This is a genomic window from Acidobacteriota bacterium (assembly GCA_040756905.1).
In the GTDB taxonomy this organism is placed as follows: Bacteria; Acidobacteriota; Aminicenantia; order JBFLYD01; family JBFLYD01; genus JBFLYD01.
Genome location: JBFLYD010000061.1, coordinates 21,765 through 38,006, shown reverse-complemented (window position 1 = coordinate 38,006; position 16,242 = coordinate 21,765). Strand labels below are relative to the sequence as shown.

Here is a 16,242-nt window from a genome sequence, read left to right as displayed (position 1 = left end):
CAAAAAGCGTCTTCACTCATCAATTGGTTATTTATCGCCAGTTGAATTTGAAGATAGGTTGGGAAATGAGTTATATATTGAAAATGTGTCTTAATTTAGTGTCCACTTTTAGGGGTGCACTCCCGATAAAAAGTCCCAATCCTTTTCCAAAGATAATCTGAGCCCTTGTTATAGAATTGCTTAACAGAAGTTTCAATGTTCCTGATTCTTTTTCGCCACATATTGCATCATAAGTATATAAAATAGAGAATAAGCTCAATATAACTCTCAAAATAAAAGAAAGATCCAGATCCCCAAATATTGCTAATATGGGACTTTTACCATACTTACTGGGATTGGGTGAAGGAGGAGAAAATCCAGATAGAGTGAAAACATCACCAGTGTAATTTAAAATTCCACTGCAGAATATGCTCAGAGAAGATGGCCTCATAGAGATCTGAATACCTTCATTGGCAATGGATTCCCAAGAATCATATATTTGAAAAGTCTTTTTGCTCAATTCATTTCCATAATGATATTCTTTTAATTTGTTTTTATAGTTCTGAGTTCCTATGTTAATGCTTAAAAGTATTGTTATAAAACATACTAAAAATGTTATCGAGAATTTAAAACTTAATAGAGTTCCTCTTAGCTCTTTAAAGGTAATCTCTTTTATCATACTTTTCCTCTGTTATTTGAATATCTCATCCTTTATCCCTGAGTTGATCTTGTAATCATAGTATTCAAAGGTAGTTATAGATTTTATATCTTTGATTATTGCATTAGCGATAGAATTGAGTATTCTTTTTGAAGGGAGCCATATTCCATCTGGATTTTTTGAATATATCTGAGTAATATGTAGCTCCTTTACCATAGTGGGTTTATCCAATGGAGAACTCTCAAATTTTATTAATACATAATCATTGAATGAGACCCAGATAAATCCATTAATTAATGTCTTGTCCTTTCTTCTAGGGACTAGGCTGATCTTAAAGCATTCCTCCCCATCTATGTTATCCTTCCCAATGATAGAAATCTTATAATCCTTCTCAGAGATTGGAAACCCTGTGAAGAAATCGAGTTCTGGAATCTTTTCTGGCATCTTTTTCCTTTTGAACTCAAGGGTCTTCTTTGCCTTCTTGTTTACTTTATAATAAATAATGCTTACCTCCTCAAAAGTCATCCCTTCTGTATCTAAGGTGATTTTCTGAGTAACGGTTAAATCCTTGAAGTACTGAGAAAGTCTTTGAATATTGGAGTTATATTTAAGGAGGACATGATTTAACTCTTGAGCCATTAATCTTCCTGAAAAAAACAGAATTATAAAAAGTTTGAGTAAGTTTCTCTTTTCAAACATTTTTCCTTTTCTCCTTGAAAATATTATCGTTTTTTATTTTCTTTTTCAAATTAGCTCTTTCCATGGAAAATGGGAGAAGTATAAATGCACCTTTAATAAATTCATAAATAAATTCAAAGGTTGACAATTCATTTTCTTTAGCAATCCTAAAAGCTTTTCTTCCATCAGATTCTTTTCCTATAAATAGCGAATTTATTGGTATCACTGTCATTAAAAAATAAATAATAAACAAATGCCTTGAACTTAAAAACATTTTATTACTAATAAATAATAAAATAATTGGAAGTAGAATAATCAAAAAAAGAAGAGCTCCAAGAGGACCTCCTCCTAAAAAGTGAATATAATCTAAATATGTAAAATTTCCTTCAAAATTAACTGAACAATTTTTTATAAAAATTAGCTTATTATTTGAGCTACAAATACTTCTTATTTCTAAGAAGAACTTCTTTAAATTTTTATTTTTTTTAAAAATAACAAAAGAATGACAAATTTCTTCTATCACTATTGTTAGAGGAATAAAAAAGAGATAACAAACGCAGAATGTAGTGATAAAAGATAGAACTCGTTCAATATTTTCATTGTCTAACCCGGCAAGATTTGCACATTCTACTTTAAAACCATGTTGTCGGAGCAAAGAACTTATGTATCCAATTCCTAAAGGGGGGAATGCAAAAATTTTTAGGATGATCATATCTCTTGGATATGGTGAAGGAGTAGATGAAAGTAATATATCAATTTCTTGATTTTTTTCTAATCGGGTTAATACTCTCTGAGACTTGGGCTTTTTTATAAGAGATTCTAACATTTTATAATTTAAACTAATTAGTCTATCGTTTACCCAATTAGTTAATAACTCAATAATGTCATTTTTTATTGTATTTCTATCAATCGTAGGATACATTTCTGAAATAATATTAATAATTTCATTGACTGATCTATCTCCATTTATATTTTCCCATATAATGGATGAAATATGGTCTAATTTAAAGATATTATCATATCCTATAACCCATCCCTCAAATTCTTGCTGCTGTTTATTAATGCCCCAAATTTCAGACATTCTTCTTGGTTTTAAATATAAATTCATTTTCTTTTTTAATATCTTCTTCTTTTTTGGGTGGGAGGCAAAATATGCCTCCCACCCCCTCGGTTATCTACGGGTGCCAAACTCAACTCATAATAAAAACAACAAAAACTACAAAAGCAAGAGCTTCATCGGGTAAATTTGCTAATGCAGCAACCTTTTCAAATTCTTTATCCTTAGTGTAAGTGGGTTTATGGTAATTCAATTTGCACCTCCCTAATAAATTTAAATCTAATAATTTCATTCCTCAACAAAAATCATATGGTTTTATTTTTGTTGACATGGCTTTTATTTTGATGAAAGTGTGTTGAATTCTTTTCTTACAAATGATGGAGCTACTCCAAATAAAGAGTGGAATCCCTTTGTAAAAGAGAGAGGGTCTTTGTATTATGTGTAAATATTTTCCTATAAGGGGAAATGATTTACCCATATTAATTAACACTAAAAATATCCTTATAAGGGCAGATGATGCGATTCACCTTGCTTCTTTAAAAATATTTAAAAAAGAAACGGGTGATTCATTTTCTCTTATAACTTCAGATAGAAGACTTTCAGAGATATCTGAGAAAGAAGGTTTTCAAAAATTTTTTTAGAATAATATCCCCTAACTCTGAAGATGCAGTTGGACTTTTTGAGATTTGAAAAGTTTTTGAGTCTGGGATTCCTAACTGAAAAAATTAGCAAGAAGAAAAGAATACAAATTGAGCCTATATCAACTTCTTGTTGAAAATCCTCCTTCTACTCGGATTTGTAAGAGATAATAATTATCTTACATCATAAGATAAGAATTTAACATATGATAATACAAAAAATAATATGTTAAAGAATATTAAAATACCTATGTCAATAAGAGCAATGGGGAAAGTATTAGAAATAGTTAAGTTGTATTCTGGGAATTTAGGAAACGAACTTTTATCAAAATTGATATCTTTATAGGAGATCCAGCTTATGCCTTCAACTTCATATCCTTCGTCAACGATTTTTGGACCCATAATTTTAGCTTTATCTTTAAGTTCTTCTTGCATTTTATTTGCATATATAGTGTATTCTCTCATATATTGCTCTGCAATTCTAAAAAAGGTTAATTGATGGGCGTATCCTGTCCTAACTATCCCTTCAATTGAATTCATATATACAGAGAGCGGAGAGAGTTTAGAGCTTATCTTTGCCAATCTCATCTGATTTTCTAATTTTTTTAAATAATTTTTTCTTATCTTTAGTATATCCTGCTTATATTCTTCAAGAGCTTGTCTATTTTCTCTATATATCTTCTTTTGAAGCTGATCTACTTTATTCCTTTTTTCTGCATTGCTTAAATCCCTTCTTGTATAAATTTCCCTTAACATTATTGATGATAATGTGATTTTGGAATAAAATATTTTTTCCGCTCCCCTCAATTCTATTTCAAATTCCTTAAATGATGGGATAGGAGATATAATCTCGCTTACAAGAACACCTCCATTGGGAATTATAATTGCTATAAAAACCCATATTATGAGTGAGATAATAAGTGATGTAGAAGATTTAGTAGATACCGTAGAGGTGAAGATTCCGATTAATACCATAGAGGAAATGAAAAAGAAGGAAAGGATAATGACGAAGAAAATTTTTATCCAATCGTTTTCATCAAAAGATATATTTGCATTAAATAGGATAATTATTATGCTAATTATAAGTCCAATTAAAAGAAATGGAATTAGGCTCAATAAAGCACCCAAAAAACCTCCAAACAAAAAAGAATCCTTAGAAATAGGTTGGGAAACTAATAATCTCAATGTTCCTTTCTCCTTTTCTCCTGATACCAAATCATAGGTAACAAGAAAGGCAATAAGACTAAATAAATACCCAACAACAAATGACCAATCCAGATTTTGAAGATTCTCAATAAAAGGTTTCAAGCTAAGGTCTTCAATAGGATAATCAACAAAATAAGGAAGTACAATAAGATATTGTGGCAAGTTTCTTTCCCCTCCTTCATGAGCAAATATAAATTTGTTCGGTCTTTTTATTACTTTAACATTTTCAAGATTTTTTTCATTTTCTGCAAGGCTCTGAAATCTGTTATATTCCTTCGATTGTAATGAAATATTAGAAATACTCATAGAAGTCCCTAAGATTAGCAACAAGATAACTATCAAGCTTGAAATCAAAAATTTGAAGTCATAAATGTTATTAAGAATAGTTTTATTTATTATGAGTCCTTTCATTTTAATTTAGCCAAATCTTGGATCGTATTTAATAAAGATTATATAGCTCATATAAAATAAAATAATATTTAAAATTAAAACCGAAGCCATATATGGAATCGCTCTTTCTATCCTTTCAGCCAAACTTTCTCCTTTGAATTCGTTAGATGGTAAATCTTTTAAATCAACAGCCCCCCATCCCGCTATAAAAAAAGATTCCCTTTGCGGATATTTTTTGAGCTTTTCTTTCTGCCATTTTATAAAAGATTGTTCTAAATTCTTAATCTGACTAATAAATTTTTTTTGAGTTCCAACATCCGTTCCGGCAATAATTTGTGATAATAATATATTGGTTGAAAAAGGAGAAAAGAGCTTTAATTTATTTTCAAAATCTGATTGTTCAAATCTTTTATTTAAATTGAATTCCTTTTGGTTTTTATCTATTTGAACCTTTTCTTCTAAAATATGTTCAGGAGACATTTTTGTAATTATATTGGTAGAAGTCAATTCAACAAGGGATTCTACTGACTTAGCATAGAGAGAAATCCATGATGTAAGATTCGGGTATATAGCTACTAAAATAACCCAAATAAAAAAAGCACTTAGTAAGGAGGTATTTGATTGCCGTGTTAATGATGAGATAAGAATCCCCAACATAACAAATGCAGAGGTCAAAAACACAGAGTTTAGGAAAAGCACTGATATCTCACCTAACATCTCCAGATCAAAACTAATATCAGGATGAAGCTGGAGAATAATTATAACTCCAAGAAAGGAAAGACAAAGAGGGATAAGAAGGGAAAGCATTGCACCAATATATTCACCAAGAAGTATTTTATATTTTCCAATTGAATTTGATAAAGAAAGTTGTAAGGTTCCCTCTTCTCTTTCTCCAGAGATAGTGTCGTAGGAAAGAAGAATTGCCATTAAGCTGATAACTAAGCCTAAAACATGAATAAAATCAAAAGGAAGTGGATTAAAAAGAAAGAAATTAGATTTCTCTCTGCTTCTAATAATAGTTGGTCCATATTTTCCCCTAATAATAGCACAAGAACCATATTTTTCTCCTATCCCCCCGGCTAAAATACTCAATTTTTCAGGAGGTCTATCAAATCCAATCTCTACATTAGAATACATGTTAATTCTTGAGGGATCGAGCTTGAAAAGATGAGAATATATATCTTCATTATAATATGATATTCTTTTTTTAAAGGTGCTAATAGAAGTGAATAGAGAGAATAAGATTAAAAAGAAGAGAAGAAAAGAGATTGTTGAAAACCTTCGTGTAATCAAGTTTATTCTTACTCTTTTCTTTGCAATTTCCCACATCATAATTATGATAGATTATAATACGAAAAGGGAAGGGATTACATCCCTTCCCTTCGAAAAACTACCAGCATCATGAGCTAGTTTGCCACCTTTGGGCAATCTGAAGCGACACACCAAGTTGAGCCAGCTTCACAGCATGGTCCTGTACATGTTTTTTTCCCATCCCCAGAAGTGCAAGTTGCTCCTGAGACGCCAACTGGAAGAACAGCTAAAAATAGGCTCAGAGCGAAGACAACAACAAGTAGACCCATTAAGAATTTTTTTATCATAGTTCACCTCCTTCAAATTTCGGTTTAATAATAAACTGTTCATTTGCCTCTGATTTAAAAACTGCGATTCTATTATCTCCTCTCATTATGTTTAATCTAACACTTCTTTTTCACAATTTCTTCTCTCATATTTTATTGTTATTATTATTTAAGAAGGGAGAGGATTACATTCCCTCCCTAAGAAAAACTACCAGCATGAACTATGTAGCGCATTTTCCGGCTTCGCACCAAGTTGGGCCAGCTTTACAGCATGGTCCACAACATGTACTTTTCTTATCATCAGAAGTGCAACATGCTCCAGAAACATTAATCGGAACAACGGCTAAAAATAGGCTCAGAGCGAAGACAACAACAAGTAGACCCATTAAGAATTTTTTTATCATAGTTCACCTCCTTCAATTTTTTTCTTATCTTCTTTTTCGGAAGATAGAATCAATTTATAGCATTTAGGTGAGAAAAATATGGATACAAAGATCTCACCATTTTTATTAACAGACAAATCCCTCAAACTACCTTCTTTAAATTTCGGCTTAATAATAAACTGTTCATTTGCTTCTGAATTAAAAGCCACGATTCTTTGATCTCCTAATAGAATTAGAATTTGTTTCTTTTTGGGATCAAAAGTAATATCCCTAATGATCATCGTTAACTGAATACCATCAATATTAATAGAAGCGTATTCATAAGGAGGTGGACTTTGCCAGATAGCTTTTTTAAGAGGCTGTAAGTCGGGGATATTTAAAATCTTTTTGTAAATTAGTTCACCCTTTTGGTTATATTTGCAGATTAATGGGGCATGTAAAAATACTAACCATGCATTGTCATTTTCGTCTAAAGCTATCCGAATCCGATTTAATGGCACTTTGTGAGTTTCATTATATTTTTTATAATCCATTCCATAAATCTCTGAGGGATTAATGAGAGAGCCGAAGCTTCGCAATCTTTTTCCTTTAGGATTATAAACAGAGACCAGATTATTCAATGCTGGCTGTCCTAATAAAATCTCCCCTTTAGAATTAACAGCTAATCCCCAGCTTTCGGGATAATCTGGGAAATCGCTTAAATAAATCCCCTTTGAATCTAATATCTGAATTCTATAATTGCCTTTATCAAGTACATAGAAGAGTCCATGTTTGTCAATAAAAAAATCTGAAGGATAATAGAACTCCCCTTTTCCATTTCCTATTTTTCCTATTTGGCCAATGATTTTCTTATCTTTAATAAAGATAATACGATGATTCTTCATCTCTAAAACAAATATGGTCTCCTCAGCTGGAATAATCTTCTGAATGTCTGTAAAGTGCATATTGAAAGCTACCTCTTCAAGTTTTGCTTCATAAATTTTCAGATCATCAGCTAATAGGACTTCAAAAGCGGAGGATACAATCACAGAAGAGATAATGAAACTCAAAATCTTTATTTTACTAAAACAACGAAGTTTTTGCATTGAGATAACCTCCTTTTATATGATTGAGAAAAGTCGAGAGTGATTCTGAATAAGTTATAAAATTTTTTAGATCTGTCCTGATAACAATAACATCATCTTGTCCATATGGCCTTTTATAATAAGTATCTTCAATATTATAGAGCTCGCTTTCAGCTAAGAAGATTGGGGTTTGAATATTTAGTTTTTTAACTCTAAAAATAATTTCTTCTTTATTGAAATAAGGACTGAAAATCAAGCCCATTGATAAATTTGATTTTTTCTCTAAGTTCTTTTCTATTAAACTCCACATAAGTAAATGAGATTCTAAAGCACAAGAAATACAGTTTGATGTGAAGATAATCCATAAATGAGGAGATGAAGTGAAATCTTTAGTAATAACTTTTTTTTCACCGGATTCTAAATTTATAACCTCTATTGGAGGGAAAGAATCGCCAACCTTCAATTTTTCCTCTTTAATTACATCAATATAACTAATCTTTCCTAATATGTATTTTTCCAATAATTGTCTGATATCTTCATCTTTTATAAAATCAGAAATAAATTCGACTTTTAGATTAGGATCAATGATAAGAATCCATCGCTGACTTTCTCTAAGCTTTGATAATTCTTTAAGAATATTGGAATTATCTTTAATAGATAAAATAGGAAATAAAATGTTAAATTTTCTCCTGAAGGTTTCTGCAATATTTCTCTCAGACTTACTAAATAATATAATATTCAGTCCCAAATCCTTAAATTTTTTAGTAAATAAAGCATTAATATATCTAATAAGACTATAGTCTTCTTCTAAACTTCTATCCACTATGATTAAGTTCCATTGTCCCTCTTTCAGTGTTACTTTCCCAAGTTCAGGATTCTTAAACTCGAATTTTTTAATTTTATCTCCATATCTAAGGGAATGGTGAAATAAAAATTCATATTTATAGAGATTATAAATGAGTATAAGAATAATCATTGTTAGCAGTATGAAAATGAAGATTTTTTTGGAAGCCATTTTTATTTCTCCACCTAAGTTACTTATATTCATACATAAGAATTTCTTTATTTCAACAAAAATCATATGGTTTTATTTTTGTTTATATGGTTTTATTTTTGGTGACATGGCTTTTATCTTGATGAAAGTGTGTTGAATTCTTTTCTCACAAATGATGGAGCTACTCCAAATAAAGAGTGGAATCTCTTTGTAAAAGAGAGAGGGTCTTTGTACCCTCTCTCATAAGCAATTAATTTAATCTGTTTTTCTGTGGAGAGAAGTTCCCAGAGGGAGTAACAGAATCTTATCCTTATTGAGAATCTCTCAAAGGATATCCCTGAAATTTCATTAAATTTTAAAGAAAGCCATGAAGGAGATAGAGAAACATTCTCTGAGAATGAAAAAAGGTTAAATCTTTTCCATGGGTTCTCAACAATTTCTCTTTGAACCTTGGAAATCTTAAAAAGAAGATTAGAAGGGTGAATCATCCATCCTGGAGAACATCCATAATGCTCTGAGTTTTTTATCTTCCTTGGAATTTCTTCTTGAAAGGAAGAAAGTGTATAGGTTTCAAAAAAAGAAGATAAAAACCCTCCATATGATTCATATCCTCTTTCAAGCAATATGGGTCTTATGACTAAAAAAGGAATTTTTTTATTCATCTTTAGAAATAGAAACTTTCTCATGCAAAATATAAAAGAACACCTATAATCACATCCCAAGAATATAAACTCATAGGGTTTATCTTTTTGATTTATTTCATCAATTCCAGGATTTTCAATTAAAACAGAAGAACCTAAAGAACTCCTGATAAAATCAAAGATTCTTTTGTCCTCAGAGATAACCAAGACCTTTTTAGACATACTCTTTTAAACTTTTCCTCTTCTAATATCATCCAATTTCTGTGCCAAGTTCATGAAGTTTCTATAAATTCTTTGAGAATAAAGGGTTTCTTAAGGAAAATCTGTGTTTTTATTAAATTTATCCTTCTATAAAATTGGGTAATATATTACACCTATAAAATATGTAAATTAAAAATTTGATTTATATTACTTAATCTTTTATATGTGTAAATATTTTCCTATAAGGGGAAATGATTTACCCATCTTAATTGACTAAAATTTTTATCTTTGATAAAAGAGAAAAGATGAGACTCATAAAAAAATTAGTCTGTTCTAGAATTTTCTTTTAAATAGTTTGATAAATTCTTATTTGTATGATAAAAATTAAATAGTTTTACTTTTTATTAAGGAGGAGCAATGTATTCTTCAAAAGTCTTCAAAAAAGGGCAATTAGTTATACCATCTAAATTGAGAAAAAAATATGATATAAAGGAAGGAACTATAGTCGAGTTCCTTGATCTTGGAGATCAGATTATTCTAATTCCTCTTCCAGATAACCCAATTGAAAGAGCTGAAGGATGGTTGAAATTCAAAAAGACAGTGAAGGAAGTCCTTGATGAGAATAGAAAAGAAGAAGAAAAATTTGAAAAAGCAAAAAAGGTGATCCTTTGAAGAACTTTGCTTTGGATAGTTACTCTGTTCTGGCTTATCAAAAAGGAGAGAAAGGGAAAGACAGAGTCAAAGAGCTTTTATTAAAGGCTGAAGAAGGCAAAATAAAAATCTATTTGAATTGGATCAATATCGGAGAGATATACTACATCCTTATAAGAGAGACTGATGAAGAAATAGCGAATAAAGCAATTGCCTTTATAAAAAAATGGCCTTTAAACCTTGTGGTGCCAGATGAAATTAATATCCTTAACGCTGCTAAGATAAAGTCAAAAAATCCAATCTCCTATGCTGATGCTTTTGCTGCTTCTACAGCCATTCAATTTAATGCAGATCTTGTTACAGGAGACCCTGAATTTAAAATCCTTGAGAACAAAATACCTATTTACTGGATAGTATAAGGAATAGATAATAATGTAATTAAGTAAAGAAATTGTGTAACGACTCTTTCCATTTAAATACCATGAACTTCAGAAGATGAGTTTAATTATTGAATTCCCTTTTTTAACTTGAATCGCAACCCTGTTTTTAAGATCGATCCAGAATGTGATAATTTCTGAACCCGTTGATTCAGCCCTGAATAACTTTTCTACAACATAACAGTTTTTTCCATTAATTCTTTCATTGCCTTTTACTTTAATACTCCTTAAGATTTGCTCCTTTGGGGTATTTTGTAAACATTCCCAGGAAAAGTCTTGAGAAAGAGCTAACATCCAGTAACCATAAAAATAATATATATCCGCTGAGAATGGCAGACTATGCACTTTATTAGTACTTACACTTGTACTTTGCCCTTCCTTTAAAATCGTTTTTGACTCAGAATAAAGAATTTTTCCTGCTTCATTAATATATGTAGTTGTTTTTTCTTCAACTGTTTTTTCAGGAATTTCTGAAGCGAACTGTAAAACAGGATTTTCAAGGATTGCCTCCCTTTTAATTAAAAAGCACTTTTCATCTTTGTATTCTTCGTATCCCTCAATTTTGATAGTCTGTTCTATTGGTATTGGCTCACTCGTTAACACAATCTTACCTGGTGCAACTTGTTTACCAACCACATCTTCGGGTAATTTTTTATCGGTTCTTATCGCTTTATATTTGAATGTCTGACCAATTTTAAATTGTGGTTGAATATTGGCTACAATGGATTCCTCATTACACGGTTCCACGCCTGAATTTATTTTAACTTGCTTTTTAAGCTGTCTCTTCTCTGTTTGTTGTGATAGTAGTTTTGGAATTGGTATTAAGCTTAATACACCAATAAATAAAGCTTTTAAAACCTTTCTTCTACAAAATTTTGTTTCTTCAGATTTTTCTTCTTCAAACATTTTTCCTCCTTTCTCTGGTAATTGATCATTATCACAATTTACTAATTTCTGACTACAGATTACCGATGTCCAGTTCCAAGTTGCCAATGAGTATTTTTATCTGACATCATAAGTAATAAAAAGAAAAGCACTCAAAGAAAATAACAGTGCATTAAATAGAATAAGTAAAAAGAGATCAAGTTGAATTGATAAAATAGATTTAACAAATTCAACTTTTCGATAATTAAATCGAGGTATATTTGAAAAATCTCCTGCTCCTAACTTTACTGACATTCCTGAACCCACATCGTCAGTGTAAGTGTCAGCATAAACATTAGCTTCTATGAGGTTTTGAAATTGCAGGGCGCTTGTTATGAAATTTTCCATCTCTAAAATTCCTGTATTTGACAGTTCTGAAAAGATAAAAGTCAGCGATGATGAAGGAGAAGTTCTTGATATTGTGTTAGCAATAATTCTCTGAACTCTTTTTCTATTTTTATGTTCCTGATCAATATTTCTTAATCTTTCTGCTAAGATTTTTTTGTATTTTTCTACTATTGGTTTTCGAAGCTCATCATAATTATTCTTCATGAATATTTCTTGCAACTCTTTGCTTTGTTCTTTTTCAATACTTTTTTTCTGGATATCTTTTTCAATATTCAAAACTCTCACAGATTTTACAGGATATAAGGTCTCAGCGATCATTCCTGATATTTGCGGAATGACATGCACGAAAATGACCCAGATGAATAAGAGAAAAACTATTGATGTCCATGATCTTTTTGTTATTACTGAAATAAACAAACCAAGGTTCAAGAATAGAGAAATATAGATTAATGCGATTAGGAACATAAAAATAATTCTTAACAAATGATTACTACTGAGTAATTGGGTGTCCGAACTTGTAATAACTATCAACAATCCTAAGGTTAATCCAAGTATAAATGGAAAAAGGAGAATAATAAAATTTCCGAGATATTTTGCTATTACTATTTTATAGCGATGTATTGAATTTGAAAGTATCTGCCTTATCGTTCCCTGTTCTTTCTCTCCAGAAATAGCATTGAAAGTAAAAATCATAGCAACGAGAGACATAACTACCTTTATGATAAATAAAAAATCTATTTTCCCAAGAAAAGCATGATACGGACTATCTTCTGCTTTGTTTTCACCTGATTTTATTCCTTCGTCACGTGTAATTATTATCGAACTTGGTAGAGTAGTATCTAATCCAATGCTGAAAATTCTCAATTCAGAGGGAGGCCGGAATCCGCTTGCTTCAAATGTAAGAGTATTATGGGATCCGCTTTTTAGTTTTTCTTCATATTTAGTAAGTGTTTGATAATAATCTATTATATCTCGATCAAGAGCTTTCTGGTTAATAAACAATGTTAAAGGGATTAGGATAGAACACAAGAGAACTAATATAATAAATCTTATGTTGTAAATGTCTTCTAATATTTCTTTTTTGGTCAAGATGAATATCATTTTTATAAAATCCTTCTCTTAAATTCCCCTCACTTTCTTGCAATTGTATTCATTAATTAAGACTCTCTACTTAGCAAAAAAGTTTCATTTATTACTCAATAATATAAATTATTCTGATTAAAAATATTTCTCATGTCAATAAGGCACAATGGATTGATGGGGAAAATAAGTTTAAGATCTTGCTTGAGTCCGATGAAGTTCACGATAATATGGGTTTCTCTGAGAGAGCTCATCATGGCTTCCCTGATCCAAAACTCTTCCATCTCCTAAGAGATATATCCTGTTCAAAGAATTGGTTCGCCATGCCCTGTGGGAGATGATGATACAAGTTCTGTATTTGAAGTGCTCAGTTATAAGCTCTTCAATTCTCCTCTCTGATTCAGAATCAAGCTCTGAGGTTGCCTCATCAAAAATGATTATGTCTGAGTCTTTGAGGATGGCTCTGGCAATGGATATCTTCTTCCTCTCTCCTCCTGATAGCTTCTTTCCTGTCTCTCCAATTGGAGTATTGAATCCATCTTCAAGATTCATGATAAACTCATGAGCACCAGAGAGTTTTGCTGCTTCCTTTACCTCCATTTCACTTGCATCGGGTCTACTGTAAAGGATATTGTTTCTTATTGTGTCATTAAAGAGAAATACATTCTGAGAGACAAAGGAGATCCTCTCTCTTAGAGATGAAAGGGAAAGAGTGTTTATATCATGACCATCTATAGTTATCTTTCCTCTATCGATCTTATAAAGTCCAAGGATTAGTTTCACTATTGTACTTTTACCTGAGCCATTAGGTCCTGCAATTAAAATCTTATCCCCTGGATTAATCTTGAGAGTGATTCCCTTGAGAACACCCTCTTTTTTACTATCATAGCTGAAATAGACATCCCTGAATTCAATCTCTCCTGTTAGCTTCGAAACTCTTATCCCTTCCTCTCCTTCCTCTCCGAGCTCAAATAGCTCTGAGACTCTGTTTAATGTAGTAATAGCTGGTTGAAGGGTAAGTCCTATGTTAGCCAAGATCTGGGTTGGTCCATAGAGTTTTGCTAAATAGGCTGAAAAGGCAATGTATGTCCCTATAGTGAAAGAGCCCTTAATTATCTTCCATCCTGAGTACCATAGGACGATAAATCCTCCAAGAGCTCCAATCAAAGATAGAATCTCTGAGGATATGGTAAACTGGATATTCCTTTTTATGCTTGTTTGTTTTAGCTCATCTAAGGAGATATGTATCTTGGTTGTTTCTCGATCTTCGGCGGAAAAGGATTTAATCACCTCAACCCCTGAGAGAGACTCCTGAATTCTCTTTGAAAGATTAGCTCCTTTCTCCATCAACTCTCTACTTGTTTTCCTTATAGATCTTGAGTAGAATCGAGTCGCAAAGTAAAGAAAGGGAATAACTATTAACGATATAAGAGTGAGTCTCCAGTTTAGGTAGAGAAGAATCCATAGACAGAAGAGAAATTCAAGGATTCCAATGAGGATTCTGACAATGGAATTGGAGAAAAAGAATCCAAGTCCTTCTACCTCCCCTATTCTTGATAAAAGATACCCTGTCTGTTGCGAATCAAAGAATGAGAGGGGAAGGCGTAATAAACGATGAAATAGATCCTTTTTTATTTTTACCAATATCTCCTGATTAAATACAGAGAAAAGGTAATTAGTGAGAAAAGAAAAGATTAATTTGAAAAATTGAATCCCAATAAGAAGGAATATTATTAGATTTAGAAGCTTGATATTCTTAGCCAGAATGACATCATCGACAATGTATTTCATTAGATATGGAGTAGGTAAGGCCAAAAGGGAGAGAATTATCATAAGGATGGAAGCTATAATAACCTTTTTCCAGTGCGTTCTTAGATAGGGAAAGAGAAGTTTCAGGGATGAGAATTTTAATTTTTTACTTCGCTCTTTTCTATTTTGTACATTTAACATTTTATTACTGTATCTTCTTTCTTTCAAAATAATTCAAAATCATCTTTTAACTTTCTCAAGAGATTCTCGACTAAAGATGTTAAGCCCCTTCCTCGAATTATTAATATGTAAATACTTAACTCCCTTCCCGCTCTTAACACCCATTTTATAATTAAATTAAAAATACCCATCTCCCTTCTAAAATCTCATTTCACCCCAATTTTCAATCTTATAACGAATAATTCTAATTTCCCCCGCTTCTTCTTTTACTGAAATGTTATACAAGTATCCATTTTTTATTAGGTTGGCTATGAAACCGATTTTCGATCGATATAAATACTCACCTTTTTTATTGAATATATCATAACTATAACCCTTATCTTCTTCTGTCACAGGTTTAAATCTTTCTACATATATTCTCCCTGTTTCATCCGTCAGGATATTAGATGAATAAGGTCTTTGCTTGGAAAAGGTAACATTTTTTAATACGCTCTTAGGGGTATCTTTAAATCTATCAGAAAACACCCCTTCCTTTTCTTCTTCGCTTACTTTTTCGCTCTTTTCATCTTTTGCAATCTTCATTAAAACCTTTCCATCTTGAGATAAGAAATCTAATTCATAAACCAGGGAATTCATCAATACTAATGTATTTCCATTAGTCACAGTGAAATATAAATTGGCCAGATAAGGATGATCATAAAAAATTCTCATCTTATTTCCAGAAGTTGTATCGAAAATTGGGGACAAATAAAATTCTTTTCTGAAAATATTTTGCAATTTTCCTTGAGGATTCATCTTAATGAAATAGATATACATGTCATTTTCGGATTCGAATTCAAGGATAGAGGAATAAATATATCCATTTTCATCTACATAAAATTTTCCTGCTAAAATTTTTTCTAATGTTATATCCCTTTTATGGTTACCTTCTTGGTCAAATACTATCATTCTTCTCCTCATTACATCGTGAACATAGATATTTCCATTTCTGCTTACACAAAAAGTGTTCGGTATTAAGAATTCACCTGGTCCGTTTCCTTTCCGCCCAATAGTTCTAACATATCTTCCCTTTAAATCATAAACCTGGATCCTCACCATTTTCGAATCACAAACAAACATATATCTATCATTGACTTCAATTCCATTAATTGAACCAAATAGATATTGATCGTAAGACTCATTCCCTATTATTAAATCCTTCCTCAGCTTAAGCTCGTAACTCCCATAAAGAGGATTTTTGGGGGTCTTTATAATTGGATAAGCATTTTCTTCAGATGTTGCAAAAGGAGTGATGAAATAAAGAATTAGTAAAATAAGAGTGGTTTTCTTCTCAATTTTTAATTTCATATCTCCTCCTTATTAATTAATTTTTTCTTTATCGTTTAGTCTAACTCTCATAGTCAATAT

The 16,242-nt window shown here is 31.2% G+C and carries 18 protein-coding genes; 4 read left to right on the top strand and 14 right to left on the bottom strand.

The annotated features are described in order from the left end of the window. Positions 1-70: 70 nt before the first annotated feature. The 3 genes from AB1410_10945 to AB1410_10935 are packed head-to-tail and all read right to left on the bottom strand — an operon-like array spanning position 71 to position 2,396. Entirely contained in the window at positions 71-658 is a 588-nt protein-coding gene (locus AB1410_10945; protein MEW6457214.1) for an ABC transporter permease subunit, read from the bottom strand. A 12-nt stretch (positions 659-670) separates the two neighbouring features. Beyond that, a complete protein-coding gene (locus AB1410_10940) occupies positions 671-1,336 on the bottom strand; it encodes an outer membrane lipoprotein-sorting protein (GenBank protein ID MEW6457213.1) in 666 nt (221 codons plus the stop codon). Then, entirely contained in the window at positions 1,329-2,396 is a 1,068-nt protein-coding gene (locus tag AB1410_10935; protein ID MEW6457212.1) for a PqqD family protein, read from the bottom strand. The genes AB1410_10940 and AB1410_10935 overlap by 8 nt, the downstream gene beginning before the upstream one ends. Before the next feature lie 413 nt (positions 2,397-2,809). On the opposite strand from AB1410_10935, the gene AB1410_10930 reads away from it, so the two are divergent. After that, positions 2,810-3,013 carry a hypothetical protein gene (locus tag AB1410_10930; protein MEW6457211.1) on the top strand — a complete coding sequence of 68 codons (204 nt, stop codon included), beginning with the start codon at positions 2,810-2,812 and terminating at the stop codon, positions 3,011-3,013. Between the two features lie 171 nt (positions 3,014-3,184). Here AB1410_10930 and AB1410_10925 read toward each other — a convergent pair whose 3' ends face one another. Both AB1410_10925 and AB1410_10920 read right to left on the bottom strand, forming a co-directional pair. After that, positions 3,185-4,627 (bottom strand): ABC transporter permease subunit, encoded by a 1,443-nt coding sequence (locus AB1410_10925; GenBank protein ID MEW6457210.1) that lies wholly within the window; start codon positions 4,625-4,627, stop codon positions 3,185-3,187. A 6-nt stretch (positions 4,628-4,633) separates the two neighbouring features. Then, the gene (locus AB1410_10920; GenBank protein MEW6457209.1) at positions 4,634-5,899 is read right to left on the bottom strand and encodes an ABC transporter permease subunit; all 1,266 of its coding nucleotides are present in this window, start codon (positions 5,897-5,899) and stop codon (positions 4,634-4,636) included. On the opposite strand from AB1410_10920, the gene AB1410_10915 reads away from it, so the two are divergent. Continuing rightward, the gene (locus AB1410_10915) at positions 5,832-6,011 is read left to right on the top strand and encodes a hypothetical protein (protein MEW6457208.1); all 180 of its coding nucleotides are present in this window, start codon (positions 5,832-5,834) and stop codon (positions 6,009-6,011) included. The two genes, AB1410_10920 and AB1410_10915, sit on opposite strands and share 68 nt — an antisense overlap. Position 6,012: 1 nt before the next feature. Here the strand turns inward: AB1410_10915 and AB1410_10910 are convergent, their stop codons facing one another. The 5 genes from AB1410_10910 to AB1410_10890 all read right to left on the bottom strand — a co-directional run bounded on the left by AB1410_10910 (position 6,013) and on the right by AB1410_10890 (position 9,487). Further along, the gene (locus tag AB1410_10910) at positions 6,013-6,204 is read right to left on the bottom strand and encodes a hypothetical protein (protein ID MEW6457207.1); all 192 of its coding nucleotides are present in this window, start codon (positions 6,202-6,204) and stop codon (positions 6,013-6,015) included. 200 nt (positions 6,205-6,404) lie between these two features. After that, the gene (locus tag AB1410_10905) at positions 6,405-6,587 is read right to left on the bottom strand and encodes a hypothetical protein (GenBank protein MEW6457206.1); all 183 of its coding nucleotides are present in this window, start codon (positions 6,585-6,587) and stop codon (positions 6,405-6,407) included. Continuing rightward, positions 6,584-7,651 (bottom strand): 6-bladed beta-propeller, encoded by a 1,068-nt coding sequence (locus AB1410_10900; protein MEW6457205.1) that lies wholly within the window; start codon positions 7,649-7,651, stop codon positions 6,584-6,586. The genes AB1410_10905 and AB1410_10900 overlap by 4 nt, the downstream gene beginning before the upstream one ends. Continuing rightward, positions 7,629-8,645, bottom strand: a complete 1,017-nt coding sequence (locus tag AB1410_10895) for a hypothetical protein (protein MEW6457204.1) — start codon at positions 8,643-8,645, stop codon at positions 7,629-7,631. The genes AB1410_10900 and AB1410_10895 overlap by 23 nt, the downstream gene beginning before the upstream one ends. Before the next feature lie 113 nt (positions 8,646-8,758). Then, positions 8,759-9,487 (bottom strand): AraC family transcriptional regulator, encoded by a 729-nt coding sequence (locus AB1410_10890; protein MEW6457203.1) that lies wholly within the window; start codon positions 9,485-9,487, stop codon positions 8,759-8,761. Between the two features lie 396 nt (positions 9,488-9,883). Here AB1410_10890 and AB1410_10885 point away from each other — a divergent pair, with 396 nt between their 5' ends. Beyond that, positions 9,884-10,138, top strand: coding sequence for an AbrB/MazE/SpoVT family DNA-binding domain-containing protein (locus AB1410_10885; protein ID MEW6457202.1), 255 nt, complete (start codon positions 9,884-9,886; stop codon positions 10,136-10,138). Beyond that, entirely contained in the window at positions 10,135-10,536 is a 402-nt protein-coding gene (locus tag AB1410_10880; protein ID MEW6457201.1) for a type II toxin-antitoxin system VapC family toxin, read from the top strand. Before AB1410_10885 ends, AB1410_10880 begins: the two co-directional genes overlap by 4 nt. A 69-nt stretch (positions 10,537-10,605) precedes the next feature. Here AB1410_10880 and AB1410_10875 read toward each other — a convergent pair whose 3' ends face one another. The 4 genes from AB1410_10875 to AB1410_10860 all read right to left on the bottom strand — a co-directional run bounded on the left by AB1410_10875 (position 10,606) and on the right by AB1410_10860 (position 16,182). After that, on the bottom strand, positions 10,606-11,460 hold the full coding sequence (locus AB1410_10875) for a hypothetical protein (protein ID MEW6457200.1): 855 nt from the start codon (positions 11,458-11,460) through the stop codon (positions 10,606-10,608). 96 nt (positions 11,461-11,556) lie between these two features. Continuing rightward, positions 11,557-12,927: an ABC transporter permease subunit gene (locus AB1410_10870; protein MEW6457199.1), complete on the bottom strand. Its 1,371-nt coding sequence runs from the start codon at positions 12,925-12,927 to the stop codon at positions 11,557-11,559. Between the two features lie 171 nt (positions 12,928-13,098). Beyond that, complete coding sequence (locus AB1410_10865; GenBank protein MEW6457198.1) at positions 13,099-14,883, bottom strand: ABC transporter ATP-binding protein; 1,785 nt, start codon at positions 14,881-14,883, stop codon at positions 13,099-13,101. Positions 14,884-15,033: 150 nt separating this feature from the next. Further along, positions 15,034-16,182 carry a 6-bladed beta-propeller gene (locus tag AB1410_10860; protein MEW6457197.1) on the bottom strand — a complete coding sequence of 383 codons (1,149 nt, stop codon included), beginning with the start codon at positions 16,180-16,182 and terminating at the stop codon, positions 15,034-15,036. Positions 16,183-16,242 lie beyond the last annotated feature (60 nt).